At 35.0% G+C, this 19,453-nt stretch carries 19 protein-coding genes and 1 tRNA gene; all 20 read right to left on the bottom strand.

The window, feature by feature from the left end; all coding sequences use genetic code 11:
- Positions 1 to 17: 17 nt before the first annotated feature.
- The 20 genes from SUCMO_RS0105350 to SUCMO_RS0105250 all read right to left on the bottom strand — a co-directional run bounded on the left by SUCMO_RS0105350 (position 18) and on the right by SUCMO_RS0105250 (position 19,413).
- A complete protein-coding gene (locus SUCMO_RS0105350; RefSeq protein WP_019879532.1) occupies positions 18 to 1,244 on the bottom strand; it encodes an NAD(P)-dependent malic enzyme in 1,227 nt (408 codons plus the stop codon).
- A gap of 137 nt (positions 1,245 to 1,381) precedes the next feature.
- Positions 1,382 to 2,386 (bottom strand): [citrate (pro-3S)-lyase] ligase, encoded by a 1,005-nt coding sequence (gene citC / locus SUCMO_RS10805; RefSeq protein ID WP_019879531.1) that lies wholly within the window; start codon positions 2,384 to 2,386, stop codon positions 1,382 to 1,384.
- Between the two features lie 52 nt (positions 2,387 to 2,438).
- Positions 2,439 to 3,356, bottom strand: a complete 918-nt coding sequence (locus SUCMO_RS0105340; RefSeq protein WP_019879529.1) for a hypothetical protein — start codon at positions 3,354 to 3,356, stop codon at positions 2,439 to 2,441.
- A 1-nt stretch (position 3,357) separates the two neighbouring features.
- The gene (locus SUCMO_RS0105335; RefSeq protein ID WP_019879528.1) at positions 3,358 to 4,599 is read right to left on the bottom strand and encodes a methylaspartate ammonia-lyase; all 1,242 of its coding nucleotides are present in this window, start codon (positions 4,597 to 4,599) and stop codon (positions 3,358 to 3,360) included.
- 73 nt (positions 4,600 to 4,672) lie between these two features.
- A complete protein-coding gene (locus tag SUCMO_RS0105330) occupies positions 4,673 to 6,124 on the bottom strand; it encodes a methylaspartate mutase subunit E (protein WP_019879527.1) in 1,452 nt (483 codons plus the stop codon).
- Positions 6,125 to 6,156: 32 nt separating this feature from the next.
- Entirely contained in the window at positions 6,157 to 7,545 is a 1,389-nt protein-coding gene (glmL, locus tag SUCMO_RS0105325; RefSeq protein WP_019879526.1) for a methylaspartate mutase accessory protein GlmL, read from the bottom strand.
- On the bottom strand, positions 7,538 to 7,972 hold the full coding sequence (glmS, locus tag SUCMO_RS0105320) for a methylaspartate mutase subunit S (protein WP_019879525.1): 435 nt from the start codon (positions 7,970 to 7,972) through the stop codon (positions 7,538 to 7,540). Before glmS ends, glmL begins: the two co-directional genes overlap by 8 nt.
- A gap of 18 nt (positions 7,973 to 7,990) precedes the next feature.
- Positions 7,991 to 8,914: a GntR family transcriptional regulator gene (locus SUCMO_RS0105315; protein WP_169336618.1), complete on the bottom strand. Its 924-nt coding sequence runs from the start codon at positions 8,912 to 8,914 to the stop codon at positions 7,991 to 7,993.
- 165 nt (positions 8,915 to 9,079) lie between these two features.
- Complete coding sequence (gene pdxT / locus SUCMO_RS0105310; RefSeq protein WP_019879523.1) at positions 9,080 to 9,685, bottom strand: pyridoxal 5'-phosphate synthase glutaminase subunit PdxT; 606 nt, start codon at positions 9,683 to 9,685, stop codon at positions 9,080 to 9,082.
- 1 nt (position 9,686) lies between these two features.
- Entirely contained in the window at positions 9,687 to 10,562 is an 876-nt protein-coding gene (gene pdxS / locus SUCMO_RS0105305; protein WP_019879522.1) for a pyridoxal 5'-phosphate synthase lyase subunit PdxS, read from the bottom strand.
- Between the two features lie 270 nt (positions 10,563 to 10,832).
- Entirely contained in the window at positions 10,833 to 12,539 is a 1,707-nt protein-coding gene (locus tag SUCMO_RS0105300) for a methyl-accepting chemotaxis protein (RefSeq protein ID WP_019879521.1), read from the bottom strand.
- Positions 12,540 to 12,717: 178 nt separating this feature from the next.
- Positions 12,718 to 12,793 (bottom strand) — tRNA-Ala (locus tag SUCMO_RS0105295).
- Between the two features lie 30 nt (positions 12,794 to 12,823).
- Positions 12,824 to 13,690 (bottom strand): CvfB family protein, encoded by an 867-nt coding sequence (locus SUCMO_RS0105290; protein WP_019879520.1) that lies wholly within the window; start codon positions 13,688 to 13,690, stop codon positions 12,824 to 12,826.
- Positions 13,691 to 13,692: 2 nt separating this feature from the next.
- The gene (gene rsfS / locus SUCMO_RS0105285; protein WP_019879519.1) at positions 13,693 to 14,043 is read right to left on the bottom strand and encodes a ribosome silencing factor; all 351 of its coding nucleotides are present in this window, start codon (positions 14,041 to 14,043) and stop codon (positions 13,693 to 13,695) included.
- A gap of 23 nt (positions 14,044 to 14,066) precedes the next feature.
- Positions 14,067 to 15,053, bottom strand: coding sequence for an LCP family protein (locus SUCMO_RS0105280; RefSeq protein ID WP_019879518.1), 987 nt, complete (start codon positions 15,051 to 15,053; stop codon positions 14,067 to 14,069).
- 17 nt (positions 15,054 to 15,070) lie between these two features.
- Positions 15,071 to 15,658, bottom strand: a complete 588-nt coding sequence (yqeK, locus tag SUCMO_RS0105275; protein ID WP_019879517.1) for a bis(5'-nucleosyl)-tetraphosphatase (symmetrical) YqeK — start codon at positions 15,656 to 15,658, stop codon at positions 15,071 to 15,073.
- Complete coding sequence (gene nadD, locus SUCMO_RS0105270) at positions 15,655 to 16,263, bottom strand: nicotinate-nucleotide adenylyltransferase (RefSeq protein WP_019879514.1); 609 nt, start codon at positions 16,261 to 16,263, stop codon at positions 15,655 to 15,657. Before nadD ends, yqeK begins: the two co-directional genes overlap by 4 nt.
- A 151-nt stretch (positions 16,264 to 16,414) precedes the next feature.
- Complete coding sequence (locus tag SUCMO_RS0105260) at positions 16,415 to 17,629, bottom strand: ABC transporter permease (protein ID WP_019879512.1); 1,215 nt, start codon at positions 17,627 to 17,629, stop codon at positions 16,415 to 16,417.
- A 15-nt stretch (positions 17,630 to 17,644) separates the two neighbouring features.
- Positions 17,645 to 18,319, bottom strand: coding sequence for an ABC transporter ATP-binding protein (locus SUCMO_RS0105255; RefSeq protein WP_019879511.1), 675 nt, complete (start codon positions 18,317 to 18,319; stop codon positions 17,645 to 17,647).
- Positions 18,320 to 18,330: 11 nt separating this feature from the next.
- The gene (locus SUCMO_RS0105250; protein ID WP_019879510.1) at positions 18,331 to 19,413 is read right to left on the bottom strand and encodes an efflux RND transporter periplasmic adaptor subunit; all 1,083 of its coding nucleotides are present in this window, start codon (positions 19,411 to 19,413) and stop codon (positions 18,331 to 18,333) included.
- Positions 19,414 to 19,453: the final 40 nt, after the last annotated feature.

Below are 19,453 nucleotides of genomic sequence, written 5' to 3'. Positions count from 1 at the left end.
CGCTTGTTTCTATTATCTTATCTGCCGATTCTTTTTGCAGCGTTTGCTCTTACTACTTCTGGATCTACATTTACGCGCGCATAACCTGTTTCAATAGCAACTTTTGCTACTGCAGCCGCTACAGCTGGAGCAACACGAGGATCAAAGGCATCTGGCAACACAAAGTCTTCTTTTAAATCTTCATCTGCTATCAAGTTGGTAATTGCCATTACTGCCGCAACTTTCATTTCTTCAGTAATTCTAGTTGCCCGCACATCAATTGCCCCCCGGAATACGCCTGGGAATACAATTACATTGTTTATTTGATTTGGTGCATCAGAACGGCCAGTTCCAGCAACTCTGATTCCTGCTTCTTTAGCAAGTTCATAGCTTACTTCTGGCACAGGATTAGCACACGCAAATACAATTGCATCAGTATTCATTGTTTCTAAAATTTCTTTAGTGAATACATTAGGTGCAGATACGCCTACCAATACATCTGCCCCTTTAGCAGCATCCGCTAGATTGCCTTTGAATTTAGCTTTATTTGTAGTTTTAGCCAACTCTTGCTGTACACGATTTAATTGAACATCAATTCCTTCATATAAGGTTCCGAACATATCAACCATCGTTACATTTTCCGCACCCATATTTACAAAAAGCTTACCGATTGCTGTTCCAGCAGCTCCACAACCATTTACAACTATTTTTGCTGTTTTAATATCTTTTTTAACTAATCTTAAACCACCCATGACTCCAGCTAATACTGCTATTGCCGTACCATGTTGGTCATCATGAAAAACAGGAATGTCCATAATTTCTTTTAATTTATCTTCAATATCATAACACTTAGGTGAAGATATATCCTCTAAGTTAATTCCAGAATAGTTTGGTTGCAATAATCTTACGGTACGAATAAATTCATCAGGGTCTTTAGTGTCTAAGCAAATTGGCACAGCATCAACATCGCCAAAAGTTTTAAATAGAACTGCTTTTCCTTCCATTACTGGCATCGCTGCTTCTGGGCCTATATCACCTAATCCAAGTACGCGAGTACCATCAGTTACTACTGCAATCATGTTCCCACGGCAAGTATAGTCAAAAGAAAGATTTTTATCTTCTTTGATATCTTTACATGGTTCGGCTACACCTGGAGTGTAGGCAAGACTTAAATCATATCTATTATTCATTGGAACCTTACTACATACGGCTAATTTACCATTATTATCTTTGTGCATTTTTAATGTTTCTTCTCTTAAAGTCATTCTTAAATTCCCCCAATACTATATATATTTACTACCTTATCATTGTATTGAAAAAATAGAATAATTGCAAGAGGCTAAATTGCTTCAAAGAGGTATTTCTCAATTTATTTTGTATACATTTTGTCAATTAATATTTTTTATTTATATTTTTGTAAATATTCCCAAGTGCTTTTCGGCACTAATGTTTTTAATTTAGCAAATTCTTTTTTTTCTAAAAAATCACGCACTTTTGAAGCACTAATATATCCAAGCGTTTCGACTTCTTTGCGAGAAACGATTTTTACCACGACATTATTTTTAGGTAAAATTTCCTGTAAAACCTTATTGTAATGATTTGTAATCGGGCAATATGGTTCTTCGCCAACATATCTAATGTTTATCTTTAGACAAGGTGCAATTTTCTCTGCGAACAATGTCGCATCTAGTCTCGTTTGAGCCTCAATAGTTTCCATGCCTTTAGTAAAATATGCTGGAAAAGTTTTGGAAGACACAACATATTTACCACTTGGAATTACCCATACATTATTTAAGTGAGCAGTTCCTTGTCTTACCAATTCAATTCTTTCACTAAAAGAAAATTTAGCCTTGTCCTCTTCTACAACCATTACTATTACTACGTCATTTTCGCGACTTGCCAATTCTACTAAATACAGATGCCCTAAAGTAAAAGGATTAGCATTCATCACAATACCTGCTCTTGATCCTTTAGGTAATATTTGTGCAAATTCAGTCATTTTCACCAAAAAATTAGTTAGATTATTTTCGTCAATACTATATTCAAGCATACTTGCTTGTTCTACTCTTGCTAACAATTTAAACCCCAGATTTTCAAAAAGTTGTATATTACTGGTTTTCGTAAAAACACTTACTGAATATATTTTTTGAGCAAATAAATAATCTAACAAGTGTTGCACCAATTTAGCTAATAATCCTTCGCCTTGATACTGATCTTCTATTGCCAAATTTCTAATAATATTTTCTTTTGTGGAGCCTACCCCAATTAATTTTTCTTCTAAATATAGTCCTACCGTATAATCGACGGTTTCGTCAAAACTCAAAGAAAATTTTTGCAAAAAATTTTCAACTGCTTTTTTTTCATAGTTTTTTTTAGTATTAAGTGTAATCAATTGACAGTTTAGCATAATATCTCCACCTTTATAACAATGACGGACGGAATTATCCGTCCGTCATTTATTAAATTGTGTAACTCAATCCGTATAGAGGTTCATCTTCACTTCCAACTAATCCAACCAATAAATAAGTCTTGCTCTTGTCATCATAAATAAAGTCCTTAGAAAGTCTAAAGTTTTCAATCTCACTAGTATTTTTCACATGTAATCTGGGACCAGTACAAATACTAACATTATTCCCTATTTTTATATGTGAATCATCTACATAAGAAATTCCTAAACCTTCTTGCATATATTTTTTAACCTTTTCTTCTAGTTCCCGCAAATTTATCTCAGGCTTTTCTTTTAACTCTAACACAAATCCCTTGCGCACATCACGATGTCCATATTCTAAATCAATATTATATTCGATGCGGAGCACTTCCTCTGTAACATCTTCAGCAGAATGTGCCATTTTGCGGTATTTCAAATTCTTTTTAACTAGACTCGCCAGCAAATTAGGATCCGGACCAAACAATGTTGGTTTAACCAACATTACTTCTGCACCAACCCCAATTAAAATATCCGCATTTCTAAATAGCGCTGGATAAAGCAACTCAAAATGTTCCACTATTACTCTTTTACCCTGTTTGATTTTCCGCTTTATCGCTTCTGCCAGTTCATAAATTTGTGTAAAAGCAAGCTCAAAACGCATATCAACATGATAAGTATGCGGATTAAAAAAACTGCTTTTTTCATCTTTCAGAAGTGGTAAGGGGCGAATATTTACGCCGTCATCATCGTTAGTTAATTCTAATCCAGGAAACATTCCTTTAATCATTGAAGATTTCCCGGCTCCAGATTCGCCAATTATTCCAATTAGTAAATCATTAGGCGATAGATATCTTTGGCTAAGTTGTTGACCTAGTAAAAACATCCTTTGTCTTCCGCGCGGGGCAAAATAACTGGCATACATAAGTTGGTCGGTTAGATACAGTCCCATTTTATTTGCTCGCTCTTAAAGCTAAAATTCTTTGCATTTCATTATAAACGATCATATAACCTTCATCTACACCCATACCTGGTTTCGCTAAAATTTGGTCTGGACTAGTCGCCATGGCTAAATGTACACATACTTGTGCTGAGCGATCTGTTTCATTACAAGTCCCACCTTGGTAAGCACCTACCCCTTTAGCTTTACAATATAACACTGCTTCTACGATATTATTGATGCCGCCTAAGTCTGGAGTTTTTATTTGAATCATATCTCCAGCACCAGCATCCGCAAATAGTTTAATATCTTCTAAAGTGTTGCACCACTCGTCTGCTACTAGTTCTACTTTGATATTATCTGCATGAAGTTTTTTGGTTAATGTCGCCAAAGCTTCAATTTGCAATTCACGATCTTCTACATCCATCGGTCCTTCAATTCTAAGTTTCAAAGGACTAGCAGCTTTTTCTAGTTGCGCTAAATAATTCGCCATTTTTTCAACATCATTATTAAATGCTAAACCAATTGTTCCATAAACATCAATATGCAACACTGGATATTCGGCACGTTTGCTCATACTAACAATTCTATTTTTCAACCAAGTTACATATTCAAGTAACAACTCGCCGTTTTCGCCTAATTTTTCTTTTACATTGTTAATTAGAGCATGTGGCAAAACTGCAGCTTGTTTAATTATCATTTTATCAACATTATTATAACGGTCATCACCAGATTGTGTAAAAATCGCGATTTCTTTAGTGCTTACTTCTGTACCGTATTCACTAGCTACAACTTCACACATTAATTTTCCTTGTGCTTTAGCTACTGCATCTAAAATACCTTGAGTTATCCCATATCTTAATGCGGTATGAATAAGTTTATCACTACCCGCTACAGTTAAAGTATCTATAATATTCGCTAAACGTTTAAAAGAATCTAATTCTTGACCTACTAATAATGGTTTAATGCTTTCATTAATCACAGGAATAAATTCTTCCGCTAAAAACAAAGGATCGCGTCCACCCGCTCCGCTGTATTGAACTGCTGCACAATCACCATAAGCTACTTGTCCATCTTCTAATACAAACATCACAGAAACACATTCGCCTGGTTGACGGATAGCTGTAAAACCTGGAGTTACACTTTCGCCCACATAATTGAAGCCGTCGTGTTGAGCTCCTTGTTTAATTGCTCTTTGATCATCAAAGTAAAACCCTGTCATTCCTTTTGCGCATACTATGTCTTTAATTTTCATTTTCCTATTCCTTCTTTCATAATTGTCTTTGTTAATAATTTATTAATAATCCATCGACAGCTTAATGAGAAAACTAGTTAGGTCTACCTACTAAACGACCTTTTGATACTGCATATATATCATCAATTACCATTTGGAAACTTGGTGTACGCCCTTCAGCTTGACCACGTTCTTGAATTTTTTGATTGTGGAAATCGAGTAAATCTTTATTAAATGGTAAATTACCTACATCAAAGAACCGTACTGCGCCATTATTATCGCGCGCTGGTAACATTTTATTAAGTGTTCTTTCACTAGGGGCAAATGGAATATCTAATACGCCCGTTTGGAAAGCAGCTACTGTTCCAACTACAAAATCACCTTTGCCTAATTCTTTTACACGATTTAAAATACATCTTGTTTCGGCTTTAATTATTTCAACTTCTGCTGCAACTTCGCGAGTCATTCCAAATGGTTGGTCACTTAGCATATTGATTAATTGTTTTGTCGCACGCAACCCTGCTGCGTTTGCTTCTTTAGTTGGAATGCCTAATGCTTCATGTGGAGTTTTTACAATTACTTTAGTTGCTTGAGATAAAGCTGCCGCTGCTGCGCCCCAAGAAATTACGGCAAATGCTTTCGCTTCGTCTTGTGGGAAACCACCCATCCATTGATGGAAAACTGTTGTAATTGTACAATCATTATATCCATTTGCTTGTAGATACTCTTCAGCTAGCTCTTCTAAGGATTTTATTGCAGCAATGTCTTGAATTAAATTACCACATTGACCATAGCCAAGAGTTAAACTTTTAACCCCTTGTTCTGCTGCTAAAATAGCTTCAATAATAGCCACTGCATGCGATACACAAGGAGGCACTAGAGTTCCTGTTAATGGACCGTATGGTTCGCGATTTATTTCAATACCTGCTTCAGCATACATCCCGATTACCCGGTCACAGTATTGCCAGTCAGTAATAGTTTTTTCCAAAGAAACACTTTTAGCATAAGGAATATTATAACTAATACCGCCACCTTCATACGAAGTAAATCCGCCAGCTAAGGCTATTTCAGTTAGTAGTCTTGCATCTGGTGTGCCGTGACGAACTTGCAATGGTGCTTTAACATTTTCAACAACTTGACGTACACCTTTTACACCATGATTTACTGCTGGAAAACCATTTAAAAGCGAGCGTCCAGCTTCCTTGCTTTCTTTTATACCATTTTCTGCTTCTGCATATTGATTTTGGCGAGTATAACTATCAATAGTTGTTGGTAAAAGATCTGCCTCGCCTTCCGTTTTCAAAAAGTTTAACAAAGTAATGTGTTCTTCGATAAGTGCTACTCCCGCACGTGGTTGTGTCAAAGTAACTTTATCTTTTTTAGCTTTTAGCAACACTTTAGCAAATTGACGACTATCCGGAATTTGTTTGTGGTAAGCAACAGCTTCCTCAAAATCAACTTCTGCACCTGTTGGCCAATGATTTAAAATTTCTTTTCGTATCGTATAAAACTCATCGTTTGTTAACTTTTTGTTTTTTAATTCCATGATACACATCTCCTCATATTTTTCAATTCAACTTATTTTACTATTGTATTTTTCATAATTTCTAGAGCTATATTTTTATCAAGTTGAGCTAGCAAACCCATTGAAGCTAAAATATACTCATTATCTAACAATAACTTTGCGTGCTGAGGTTTTAATAACATACTTTCTTGTTCTGTATATAGCGCGCCTTTAAGTATTTCTTTCGGTTCTGAATTTTTCAGCAAAACTCCACCAGTGCCAATTACCGTCTGAATTTTACTTAAATCCTTACCAACTTGCACATAGCCTTTGCCAGTTAACATAAATACTTGCTCTAATTGCCCTACATGGCGATTTACAGCTTCACGCGTACAAGCGAAAGCTAAGGCTATTTCCATTCTTTTTTCTGCCGCTGTTTTTGGTAAAACATGAATTTCTTTGCTAATATACTCAATATAGTTTTGCAATTCCGCAATGCTAACTTTAGCACTATTAGCTATTTTTTCCAGCCCCACTGCATCAACAACTGCTTGTGCACTATAGCGCATCCCTAAATCGCCTTCTACAGTGCGTTTCGCATAAGGTTCTGGTAAACCACGCATAACTACATTCGACCCTGTTGGATTTCCAACTGCCATTGAATACACATCTGTAGTTGCGCCACCTATATCAACTAGTAGTAGTTCACCGATGCCAGCTTGCTCATTAGTTCCAGCACTTAATAATTCTGCCGCAACTAATACTGCTTCTGGCGTAGGCATCAATAATTTATTGACAAATACGTTGGCTTTATCAATTCCTTTAGCATGAATAATTCGCTTTAAAAAAATACTTCTTATTGCTTCTCTCGCTGGATTAATATTTAAAACATTAACCTTCGGCATTACATTTTCACTAATAATTACTTCGCTTTTATTTACTGCTAATATTTCCGCAACTTGATCTACCACTGATTTATTGCCAGCAACTACAAAAGGAATATCCGCTGTAAGCTTGGTTAAAAGTTGCGCATTATGCAAAATTACTGCTTTATTACCACCATCAGTCCCACCAGCCAACAAAATAATATCTGGCTGTAGTTCTGCAATTTTTTTCACTTCTAAAGAACTTAGTTCACCACAAAACACCCCTAGAACTTTTGCACCAGCCCCCAGAGCAGCTCTTTTTGCTGCCTCTGCAGTTAACTCTTCAATTAATCCGATAGCAACCATTTTTAAACCGCCTGCAGCACTAGAACAACCTAAAACTTGATCAAATTCTACTTTGCCAATATTGTTTTCTAAGTCGTGCAAAGCCTGATTTAGACCCTGCATAATATCTGTGCTAACCGTAGTATATCCTGTAGCTGTTCCCAATAAACAGCGTTCTTGCATATCTACCGCAGTAATTTTAGTATAGGTACTACCGAAATCGATCAAAAGAACGTTGTTTAAATTACTCAACGTTTATTCCCTTCTCTCTAAGATCATTTTTCAAATCATTAACAACCTCATCTGGCAAAGTTCCTGGAGCATAGACTCTATCATAACCCATATTTAAGAATTTTTCATTAGTTGCATTCAAGTCAGTCTTCCCAACAACAAGATTGCCCCCTACATATAATAAAATTTCACCAATACCTGCTTCTATACATTTATTTCTCAAACCGCGACAATCAATCTCGCCATGTCCATACAAAGAAGCTACTAAAATTGCTACTGCATTTGTTTCTACAGCCGCATTAACAAAATCTTGTTGTGGAACCAATACCCCTAAATTAACAACTTCAAAACCTGCATTGTTAAATGCATAATTTAAGATTTTGTTCCCTACGGCATGACAGTCTGCCCCAATTACTCCTAGGATGATTTTTGGTTTGTTTGTGTTCATTCTTAAATTACTCTCCTTTTAGAAATTATTTACTATTGTTTGTAAAGACCCTTGATCAATTTCTTTGTTTAAAACAATTACACGTTTACCTTGTAACTTTCTGTGCGCCTGTTCTTCTAAGCGACTTGAAGTTACGTAAACATCATAATTATTTATATTATTTAAAGTATTAATATTTTGAAATGCGATTAATCTGCTATTAATACCAATACTTGTAAATACTTCTTCTACTAACCTTTGGAAATTATTATCCTCTGCTACCACCATAATGCTTTTATCTATATCTATTTTAGCTATCGCTAAAATATCCTTTAAATTTAATTGACAATCCACAATTTTAACATTGTTTTTGTTGGCAATTCGTGGATATTGTGTTTTAAACTCTTTAAAAATATTTCGCGGCACAATAATATTAGTATAATTTTTTAACAAATTCTCTGACATATTATTTAATCCTTCAAGGGTATTATACTCAACTAAACAGCCTAAAAACTGCTCCAGTTGTTTGGAATAAGCATAGGCTAAATCTGACATTTGATCTAATACTAAAATTCGCTTTCTACTATTAATCAGCTCAATTTCTCGAATCTTTATTTGAGTTAAACTCATAAAATCCTGCGTTGTAAAACCCATCTTTAAAGATCGATCTAGAGCCGCAGCTATTACATTACCAAGTCTATCCATGCGCGTTTTTCCTGCGCTTATAGGAGCATTTTCACCTGCTAAAAAAGTTCCCCGACCCGTTTTACATACTAAAATCCCTTCTAATGCCAATTCTTTATATGCTTCACTTACAGTATTGCGACTAACCGCTAATTGTTTCGCAAGAGCTCTTTCGGTTGGCAATTTTTGTCCTGGCAAAAACTCTTTTTCTGAAATTTTAGTTTCAATATAGTTTTTAACTTGAAGGTACAATGGCAAATTTATATCTTTTATAAGCATTATCATCAACCATCCTCGATTGGACTAATCCATTAATCCAAATAACTTATATAAATATTATCACACATACTAACTATTTTGGCAAGAGTAAACACCACAAAAAAATTCCCTTAATCATAGACTACAAGTAAATCTTTCTTGTCTATAAATTAAGGGAAAGTATAATCATGCTTCTTTACAGAATTTATTAATTTCGATCTTATTTCTTATCATTTGTAGGAAATAATCATGAACAACTAGTTCTTTTGTTACTTCAGGATGAAAAGCTGTTACTAAAACATTATTTTCGCGCGCCGCTACCACTAAATTTTTCACTTTGGCTAAAACCTCTACTCCAGAGCCCCAGCTAACAATATATGGAGCTCTAATGAATGGCATGGTAATCTGCCCTTTTGTGGCAAAATCTGCTTTTGCTACAAAACTGCCTGATTGTCTGCCAAAGGCATTTCGCTTTACTATAATTTTAATGGCACCAAAGTGTTTGCGAGTATCGTTTTCTAATTTTTCGGCGAGCAAAATCATACCCGCACAAGTTCCATAGACTGGCAAGCCCATTTTAATTTTTTGATCAAGGATTCTGTAAATATTTAAATCATGCAACAATTTAGCTTGGGCAGTACTCTCGCCCCCAGGTAAAATTAAACCATCAAATTCTTGTTGCGCATCTTTCGCACTCCTAATTTCTACTGTTTCTGCGCCAAGGGCTTTTAAAACTTGAACATGTTCGATAAACGCTCCTTGCACGGCTAGAACTGCTATCTTGATAGGCACTTTATTTTCCTCTTTCAGCCATTAATAAAGTAATTTCATTTTCATTAATACCTACCATAGCTTCTCCTAAATCAGTAGATAATTCTGCAAGTAATGTAGCATCTTGATAGTTGGTTACAGCTTTGACTATAGCTTGCGCTCTTTTAATTGGATCACCCGATTTAAAAATTCCACTGCCAACAAATACTCCGTCTGCTCCTAATTGCACCATTAAAGCTGCATCGGCCGGCGTAGCTACTCCACCTGCTGCAAAATTTACTACTGGTAATCGGCCTTCTTGGTGTACATATTTTACTAACTCAAATGGAACTTGCAAATTTTTCGCAGCATCATACAACTCGTCCGTCCTTAAACCTTTTAGTATGCTAATTTCATTATTAATACTCCGCATATGTCTAACTGCTTGGATAATATCCCCCGTGCCTGGTTCACCTTTAGTTCGAATCATTGTTGCACCTTCTTGAATTCGCCTAAGTGCTTCACCTAGATTTTTAGCACCACACACAAAAGGTACTTTAAATTCAGCTTTATTAATGTGGTACTTATCATCTGCCGGACTAAGTACTTCACTTTCGTCAATATAATCAATATCTAATGCTTGTAATATTTGTGCTTCAACAAAATGTCCTATTCTGCATTTAGCCATTACCGGTATGCTAACAGCCTCTTGAATGCCCTTAATCATTTTCGGGTCACTCATGCGTGACACTCCACCTACCGCACGTATATCAGCCGGAATTCTCTCCAAAGCCATAACAGCACACGCACCAGCGGCTTCAGCAATTTTAGCTTGCTCAGGCGTGGTTACATCCATGATAACCCCACCTTTAAGCATCTGCGCTAAATTTCTATTTAATTGTACTTGCTCACTATTCATTATCTTTACCTCGCTTTTATATATTCGGTCGACCATGAATTAATTCTATTGTTTTCTTGTCATTTTTACAATATACAGTTTCACCTAAACCAAAGTGTACAGTTTTATATGATTTTCAAATAACAAAAAAATTAAGGACAATTTAAAAGGAATGAGCTCTGCCCAATACAGAACACATTCCTTAAATGTTGCCTAGTTATTATTTGTCTAACTTTTTTGGGGTCAGATCAAAAATAACCATTTTTTTTATTATTTTTCTTTATTTTTAATTCATAATTTAAAAGTATTGGTAGCCTGTTGCAACTCCTCTGCTAATTTGGCTAAAGCATTGCTCGAAGAAGCTATTTCTTCCATAGAAGCACTTTGCTCTTGAGTTGCGGCCGAAACATTTTCTGCTTCACTAGAAGTTTTTTGGCTTAATTTGTCTATTGATCCAAAAGCTTCCACAATTTTTTTACTGAAAACTGCCATTTCTTCGGTTGCCGCCGATACCCCTTTTACCTGTTTAAAAAGTTTCTCCACAATTGATACTATTTCCTCAAAAACTACCCCCGTACTATTTATTACATCCGAACCTTCTTTTACTTCCGTTGTACCTAATTGCATAGCATCCACAGCTCTTTGAGTCTCCATTTGAATATCCTTTATTAAATCAGCAATTTGCTTTGCCGCAGTTTGAGATTGCTCTGCTAATTTACGAACTTCCTCAGCTACCACCGCAAAGCCTCTTCCTTGTTCACCTGCTCTTGCTGCTTCAATTGCGGCATTTAAAGCAAGCAAATTAGTTTGTGCTGCGATCGAAGCTATTGTTTCCACAATTTGCCCTATTTCATGTGATCTTTCCCCCAATAGTCCTACTACTTCCGCAGAAGAATTAACCGTCTTGGCAATGCTATCCATCTGCTTAATCGCACCGGTAACAGCTTTAGAACCATTACTTGCCTCATTAGCCGCATTCTCAGCTTGCTGCGAGATAAGTTCCGAGGCTTTTGCCGTAGTTTGAATTTTACTAAATAGTTCATCTACAACATGAGCCGTATTTTTAGTAGCCTTCATCTGTTCCTGGGCTCCTTCAGCAACATCGGTTATAGAAGTAGCAACTTGATTTGCTGCCAAAGCAGATTGCTCTGCACTAGCAGTTAATTCCTCTGAGGAAGCTGCTAGTTGTTCTGCCGAATGCGAAACTTGTGTTATCAAGTTTCGCAAATTATCTGTCATTACATTAAAGGCTTGAGCTAATTCAACAATTTCATCTTTCCCAGTTAACTGCAATCTATCAACTGATAAATCACCTTTAGCAATCTTGTTTACACTTGTTAAAACTTGCTTTAGGGGATTAGTAATTAATTTGGCAATGTAAGTTCCTAACAAAATAGCTACAACTGCAGCAAATAATATTAGTGTAATTATTATATACAACGCTTGTTGAGTATTTTTATCGTCTGTTTCTTTTTGCGACTTAGCCTTATTTATATTATACTCTACCAAATCTCTAATTGCTGTTTGCATTTCTTCCCATTCAGAATTTTTTTGCAAAAACAACCCATAGGCTTCATTATATTTATTATCACTAGAAAGTTGGATAATTTGTTGACGAATCGGGGCATATACCTGTTCTTGTTTTAAAAATTTTTCTAGATTTGTTTTTTCAAAACTATCCAAACCTGTTGCTTCAAATTTTTCAATATCTTTTTTTATTATTTCGGCTCGACGTTTAATATCAGTAATAAGTGCCTGCTTAGAACTATTATCTTGAACTAGCAGAAGTTGGACTGTTCTTGATTGAATTGCTCTAGAATTTGTTCGAATATCATGCAAAACATCTACGGAAACTAAATTTTTACCATACATTTTGCTTGAACTATCAGCTATATTTTTCATATAAAATATACTAGTTCCACCGACGATAATAATCACTAACAACATTAAAAATCCATAAATAACTATTTTTTGAGCTACTTTTAGCCTAGTAAACATTCGTTTACGCCTCCCTAAAATTGCTAATATTTTGAACCCAGGGGCACCTTTATAAAGAACAACCCTTCTGATATTTTATTAGTTTTATTATAGTTCAATTGTCATATTATTTCAATAATTTTTACGAAAAATAAAATCACACAATTCTTCATAGAACTGTGTGATTACTAGTTATGTTTGGTGGAGATAATCGGGCTTGAACCGATGACCTCTTGCATGCCATGCAAGCGCTCTCCCAGCTGAGCTATACCCCCATAAGATACATTATACACTATATTGATCATTTATTGCAATAGTGTCCAACCATCTTCTTGTTTGATTTTACCTTCTTTTAATAATTTACCTAAAGCTCGCTTAAAAGCGCCTTTACTAATTCCGAATTTCTCTTTAATAATTTCCGCATCAGTAACATCAGAATAAGGCATACTACCATTTCTGGAATTTAAAAATTCTAATATTCTCTCAGAATCTTCGTTCATTGCTACTTGTTTTAATGCTTTTAAAGAAACATTTACCCTACCATCCTCGCGAATAAAGGTAATTCTCGCTTGGATTTCTTGTCCATAATTCAAAACTTGTCCATTAGTCTCTTCTTTATGCAGATAGGCAATATACTGTTCAGGTGTAAACAACAAATAGCCATCATCGAGCATATTATAAATACTACCTACGATGATATCACCTTTTTTTACTGTTGGTGCAACTGGTTTGGACAAACGTTTTAAATCTTCTTCTACTTTCATAGTAACTGCTTGACGTCCAGTTTTATCGCGATATAATTTTATCCATATTTTTTGTCCCACTTCTACTCGGCCATACATCTGTGAAAAAGGTAAAAAAACACCACGCTCAGCGCCAATGTCCACAAAAGCTCCATCTTTGCTTTTATTAATTACTTCCACTCTTGCTACTTGACCTTGCTTAACTTTCGGTAATTTCATACTGGCTGTCAATCTTTTTCGAGGGTCAATATATAAATAAACTTTTATAAGGTCACCGATTTTAACTGGTGCCGTTTGTTGAGCTTTATGCAACAATATATCGTCACTGGTATTGCCGGTTTGTGCATCTAGAAACAATCCTAGCTCACTTTCCCTTACAGCTTTAAGCTCATACACCTCGCCGGCTTGAAATTTAACTTCTGTGTCCATAGTTATTTCCCAACCTCAAACTCTACTACTGACGCATTTGCCCATAACTTTTCTAAATTATAATAAGTTCTTTCTTCATCTAAAAATATATGGACTACACAATAACCAAAATCCATTAATACCCAACTTGCATCTGCATAACCTTCTTTTGTTTTAGGGAAATAGCCATTTTTAGATAATTCTTCATCAATATTATCGGCAATTGCTCGAACTTGTGTATTGCTGTTAGCACTACAAATAATAAAGTAATCTGTCACCTCATTAATTCCAGCCATATCTAATACCAAAATATCTTTTGCTTTTTTATCTTCAGCTGCCTTAAAAATTTTTGCAGCTATTTCTTTTGCGATCATATATTTTCTCCTTTACACTTTTATTATTTTTTTAATCCTGCTTTATTATAATCCAATTCTAAATTTTTTAAAGAACTGTTCAAAGTTTTCTCATCTATTTTCCAGTAACTATGTCCATTAATAGTTGCGAAATCACCTGGAAGCATTTCGGTTTTCATTGCCGCTTTATCGATGCTTTTTACATTGTTGATAACTTTTGCCAAAACGACCAATGACATGTCAGTTTCAATATACTTATCTAAAATCTGTACTATATCAGGAATTTTACTTATTGTTTCTATATTCAAATGTTGTTCTGCTAGAGCTTTCAAAAACCGTTGTTGTCTTTGCACCCTACCTATATCCCCTAATTCATCAGTGCGAAATCTAACATATTTTCCAGCCTGTTCCCCATTTAAAAATTGATAACCTTCCTTCAAATCAATCTCTAAATCAGCATAAGGGTCTTTATAGTACATGTTTTTTTCAACATATAAATCAACCCCACCCAAAACATCAATGATTTTTATAAATGCTAGCCAGTCGATTTTCACATAATAATGAATTGGAATGCCTAATACATTAGCAATAGTCTTTCTTGCTAATGTAGCTCCTCCATATGCGTAAGCATGATTAGCTTTATCAAAACCTGCGCGATTAGGTATTTTAACCATAGTATCCCGTGGAATGGATAAAATGCTTATTTGTTTTTTCTCTGGGTTTATGCTTGCCACCAGCATAGCATCCGTTCTTTTCGGCGCATCAGGAAATTCATTGTCGCCGTCATCAATCCCTAAAAGCAAAATATTTGTTCTTTCAGCCAACAGCTCTTGCGAAATATCTAATTTGTCTGGAGTTGTAATCGGCACTGGTTGATTATTAACCACAAAAAAATTATATAGAAACATTCCCGCATAACCACCCACGCCAATAACAAAAATAAATAGCAACAAGAAGGTTATAACTCTGCCCCACCGAATCTTCTTTTTTTTTCGTTTCACTTTACAATTTTCTTGATTATCTTCATTCATTTGGCTAAAAATCCTTTCTACAAGGTAGCTCGTATTGAATTATATGCTTTAACACTTTTCGGATGAATAAGCAATTTTGTTTTAAACAAATAATTAAAATTAACTTTCAAGCATTCTAACATCAATTGTTCTAGAGAAATCTGCCCAATTTGTTCACGCAACTGCTTAACTCCAGAAAAATCCCGTGTTTCTTCCAACATGTCGGCAATATAAATAGCCATCGCCAGTCTGCTCATATTCTTAGCAGCTGTAGTATGTTGTTTAATAGCTAGTAAAATTTCATTATCTGAAACTGCATACTTTTTATTAGCTAGTAGCCTTCCTATTTTAGCATGTAACAGCACTGGTTGCAACCTTTCAACTCTATCTATTTTTATATTATTTTTATTTGCAAAATCAATGCTATTTTCTATCAAAATTTCTCGACCACAGTCATGCAGTAATGCCGCTATCAAACAGCTTTCTAAACGTAATTCATAATGCTTAGCAAGTTGTTCGGCAAGCTCTACAACTTTCAAACTGTGTTCGTACCGTTTTGGCGCAATACTATTTTTTAAAATATTTTTGCTTATTTTAAATTTTGTGGCAAAATCTTGTTCGCTCATTTATATAGACCCTCCTTATATATGTAGTTTTCTACAACATCAGGTACAATATATTTTATTGGCAAATTTTGTTTAACCCTTTCTCTGATATCTGTAGAAGAGATATTCAATTCTGGAGTGTCTAACCAAATAATTTTATTTTCACCTAGATTGCCAAATCTTTTTTTTGCTTCTAATACTTTATCCATGAATCCTGGTCTAGTAGCCGCCACGAAAAAACATAGTTTCAACAAGTCTTCAAATTTCTCCCACTTTTCTAAATCAGCGATTGCATCGGCCCCTAAAATAAAATAGAATTCAACCTGCTCTCCATACTCTTTGACAAATTCTTTTATTGTATCAATCGTATACGATAGCCCTTCTCTTTTTATTTCCATATCTGATACTCTAAATCTAGGATTATGCGTTGTAGCTAATATTGTCATTATATATCGGTCTTGTGCTGGTGTAACTTGCAAGTTAGTTTTATGTGGAGGATGATTCGCCGGAATAAAAATTATTTGTTCTAAATCCAATGCTTTTAGAACAAAATCTGCTGTAAGCAAATGCCCTAAGTGAATTGGATCAAATGTTCCACCCAACAAACCAATTCTTCTTTTTTTCATATCGCAAATTCCTTAAATTAATATATTTTTCATTATATACCAGCAAACAAATATCGTAAATGTAATAAAAATTATTGTAAAGCACAAATCAAAAAAATCCCAAATATTTTTAGCTTCACGGCAATATTTAATAAAAGCAGTCCAAAAATCACTATTCATACCTTAATGCCTCGATTGGATTCAAAAGTGCCGCTTTTCTAGCTGGATATATTCCGAAAAACAAACCTATGAATACCGAAAAACAAAAAGCTATAATAACCGCCATCCAAGAAATTAACATTTCAAAACCTAAGTAATTAGATATTACACCGGAAATCATAACCCCTAGAGCAATTCCAATCGAGCCGCCTATAAGGCTTATAACCATAGCTTCAATTAAAAACTGCAATAAAATATTGTTATATGTTGCTCCTAAGGCTTTTCTTATGCCTATTTCTCTAGTTCGTTCTGTTACCGAGACCAGCATTATGTTCATAATTCCAATTCCGCCCACCAATAAACTGATTCCCGCAATATTTCCAAGGAGCAAAGTTATATTATTAGTTGTTTCCGTGGCTGTCTGCATAACAGAAGCTAGGCTGCGAACGGTAAAATCGTTTTCTGCATTACCCTGTATCCGATGTCTAGCTCGTAGTAGTGAGGTTACATCTTCTTGGACAAAATCAACTACATCTTCTGTTTTGGCTTGAATGTTTATTCGCGATATGTAATTTATCCCCATCATTCTTTGTTGTGCTGTTGTAATTGGAATAACTACCAAGTCATCTTGGTCTGAACCAACTGACGATTGCCCTTTGGATTCTAAAACTCCAATGACTTTAAACTGAGCTTTGTTGATTCTAATTGTTGCCCCAATAGGATCGCTCTCAATAAACAAGTTATCTGCTACTGTTTTTCCTAAAACTGCAACTTTTGCTTTACTATCGATATCTTTACTGCTAAAAAAATTACCCGACTGTAACTCAAAATTTCTTACTGACAAAAATTCTGGCGTTGTTCCTTCTACATTCGAAATCCAATTTTGATTATTGTAAACCAGCTGATATTGTTTACTAACTGAAGGCGCTACATAGCTAACATTATCTATATATTTCGCAATTGCTTGTGAATCTTCTAAAGTAAGTTTGGTTCCTGAACCGCTATATATTCGAGCTCCCGATTGAGTAACACCACCTGGCAAAACAATTATTAAGTTACTACCTAAACTCGCAATAGATTTCTGTATTTTATCTCGCACCCCAAACCCAATTGACACCATAGCAATAACTGCACCAACACCTATTATTATTCCTAGCATCGTTAAAAAGGATCTTAGTTTATTAGCTTTTAATCCGTCTATTGCTATTTTCACACTAGCTAAAAACATTTACCATCACCTTCTTCATACAATTCGACCATCGCGCACTGTAATTATTCTTTTAGTTTTCAGTGCAATTTCTTGTTCGTGTGTTACCACAATAATAGTTTTTCCTTGTTCATTGAGTTGCGCAAAAATTTCCATAATATCTTCACTAGATTTACTATCCAAATTACCTGTAGGTTCATCGGCCATTATAATCGCGGGATTGTTTATCAAAGCTCTAGCTATGGCAACTCTTTGCCTTTGACCACCAGACAATTCATTAGGCTTATGTTGCATCCTATCTTGCAAGCCAACTTTATCTAGCATACTTATCGCTTTTTCTCGTCTTTCTTTTGATGAGATATTCGCATAAACCAAGGGTAAAGCTACATTTTCTAAAGCAGACATTCTCGGCAAAAGATTAAAGCTTTGGAACACAAATCCTATTTTTTTATTACGAACTTCCGCTAACTCATCATCTGATAGTTGCGCAACTTCTCGATCATATAAGTAATACTCTCCTGTTGTTGGTCGATCTAAACATCCTAAAATATTCATCAAAGTAGATTTGCCCGAGCCAGAAGGGCCCATGATAGCAGCAAACTCGCCTTCGTAAATTTCTAAGTTTATATCTATTAAAGTGTTTAATACCATCGTTGGCAAGACGTACTGTTTGTTAATGTTCTTTAAATTAATAACTCTTTTATTTTTCATATTAACACCACCTAAAATCTTACTGGTGGTCTTGCTTGGATATTACTCGAATCTTTATTTTTGGAAGAACGAATTACAACTACATCTTCTTTTTTTAAGCCTGATTTTATCTCTACACCATTTTCACCTGTCAAACCAACTACTACTTTTACTTCCTCTACACGTTCTACACCATTTTCTTTCTTATAAACTTGAACATATTTTTCGCCTTTATAATCCTTTATAGCATTTAATGGCACAATCAACGCATTTTTACTTTCTGCTAGCAAAATATTTGTTCTGGCAGTCATCCCTGGAATTAACTTATTTTTTGTATTTTCAACTTCAACATAGACTGTATAGTAGATGACATTTTGCTGTGTAACTGCTTTCTTTGATATTAATCTTACCTGTCCCTTAAAAATAGTTTGATCATAGGAATCAACTGTAAATTCAACCGCCTGACCTATCTTCACCTTGCCAATATCAGATTCATCCACTAAAGTTTCAATTTGCATCTTGGACATATCTGCAATTGTCATTAATACCATCGGTGTAGAAATCCCTGGCGCTACAGTTTGACCTGCCGGGATAGGCTTGCCAATAACTTCACCTGTAATTGGAGCCTTTATTACAGTATCGGCTAAATTGTCTAAATTTTTCTCATAAGCGGCTAGGGCAACTAAATACTCTGTTTCAACAGTATCTAAAGTTGATTTAGCAATAGCTCCATCTCGATATAGTTGCAAATTTCTTTCATAATTCAATTGCAAATTATTCAATTTGGTTTGAGTTTGACTTAAATCACTTTTTGCTTGAGCATCATCTAATAAAACTAATGTTTGACCAGCCTGAACTATATCATTTTCCTTAACTTTAACATCAACAATCCGACCAGTTATTTTAGAACTTATATCTACAGTATTCACGGGATTTATTGTTCCTGTAGCTGAAATTAAAGAGCGGACACTGCCAACTTCGACTTTTGCAGTCCTTAAATTTTGCAATGGCTCTTTAGCAGCTTTACTTTGCCAATATTTATAGCCACCGCCCCCTACTAGTATTAACAGTCCTAAACAAATAATTATCCACTTATACTTAGCTATATATTGCATATACATCACACCTTTTCTTGAATTACTGCATAAATTATAT

This window comes from Succinispira mobilis DSM 6222, from assembly GCF_000384135.1.
Lineage (GTDB): Bacteria > Bacillota > Negativicutes > Acidaminococcales > Succinispiraceae > Succinispira > Succinispira mobilis.
This window is presented reverse-complemented; position numbering and strand designations above follow the sequence as displayed.